A 1,228-nucleotide genomic window follows, 5' to 3' on the forward strand; every position below is an offset into this window, starting at 1 on the left:
GCTCTTCGAAATTAATCACAACCATGGCGTCTTGGTTATAGTTATACTTTTTGAAGTTTGGCATGGCACCGGTCCCTTATTCGATGGCCAATTTTAGCAAAAAACACCTATTTTTTGGAGTTTTTCTACAGTCTCAACGCCGCGCACACCGGCGCGAGCTTGCGAGTGTCCGGCAGCCGAAGGCTGCGTAGTGCTGCGCTTGGTTAAATGTCTTGGGCATTGCGCTTCCTATATTTGATCAAATAGTAGGTAAGAGCGCTAAAAAAGAACGTGAAAAACGTTGCAATAAACCAACTCCATCTTTCACTCCGATACATGTCGCGCCACATCACGAATAGATTTACTAACAGCCCGATGGAACCTACGCCCCAGAAAGTTCTGGCCAGCAACGTTACTCCCACCCCTGACTCTTCAGAAAACACATGTGTCCAACCGCCAAACGCCACATCAACGAGGCACAGGCCAACCAAGAAGATTAACCCTATTACAGTTGAGAGCTTGGCGATGGCCTTCTCGGTCATGGATGTACCGTACATTTAACGCCGCAATTACCGGCGGGAACGGAGTTGATTTGTTTGTGGTAGCGTAGCGTTAAACCACAAACGAAGCAACGCAGTGGAAGTCCGGTAGATTGCTTTGTTAAGCACGGAACCGCTCGGCAATTGATTTGCATTCAAACAACGATACTTCTTTTGCCCATTTTATAGTTTTCTGTATCTCATGTTCATGGCGCTCTAAAGCTTCTGCTGACCAAAACTCTCTAGCTGAACCCAAAGGAAGGTGATCTGTTTCTGAGGAAACACCGCTGAACGCGAGAAAATCACCATCATCTTCCCCTACCTCCGTTTCAAACCTGAGAGATGCGAGCTTAATAGCACCTTCCAAATAGTGAATGGAACCATCCAACATACCACTAGCAATTTCTGCGGCTTCTTGCCTTTTCTTTAATACGTATTCTTCGTGGCTCATTTTCATAGTGGTGCTTAACGCCTGTAGCACCTGCACAAATTGTGAGGTGCCTTTTTGGTATATTGTGAGCAACGCGAACACCAAAAAGGCGCGTTGCAATTTGTGTCAGGTGGCTGCAATTGATACTTATGATGACCTCCTCCTCTAGATTCCGGAGGAACCTTCTAAACTTAGAGTGCGAAAAAAAGTTAATCAAGAAGGAGATCATCTCATGAGATTTTATACCAAATCCCACAAATATTTTTGCGGAATCGATTTG

General features: G+C 45.3%; 2 protein-coding genes. Both read right to left on the minus strand.

From position 1 onward, the window contains the following. Positions 1-203: 203 nt before the first annotated feature. The gene (locus QWI17_RS16645; RefSeq protein ID WP_302723652.1) at positions 204-521 is read right to left on the minus strand and encodes a hypothetical protein; all 318 of its coding nucleotides are present in this window, start codon (positions 519-521) and stop codon (positions 204-206) included. 118 nt (positions 522-639) lie between these two features. Then, a complete protein-coding gene (locus QWI17_RS16650) occupies positions 640-1,041 on the minus strand; it encodes a DUF2489 domain-containing protein (protein WP_302723653.1) in 402 nt (133 codons plus the stop codon). Positions 1,042-1,228 lie beyond the last annotated feature (187 nt).

This window comes from Gilvimarinus gilvus (assembly GCF_030518155.1).
GTDB classification, from domain to species: Bacteria; Pseudomonadota; Gammaproteobacteria; order Pseudomonadales; family Cellvibrionaceae; genus Gilvimarinus; species Gilvimarinus gilvus.

Excerpts from the sequence above, each read along its gene's own strand:
- QWI17_RS16645 (WP_302723652.1), bottom strand. The coding sequence starts at position 521 with ATGACCGAGAAGGCCATCGCCAAGCTCTCAACTGTAATAGGGTTAATC.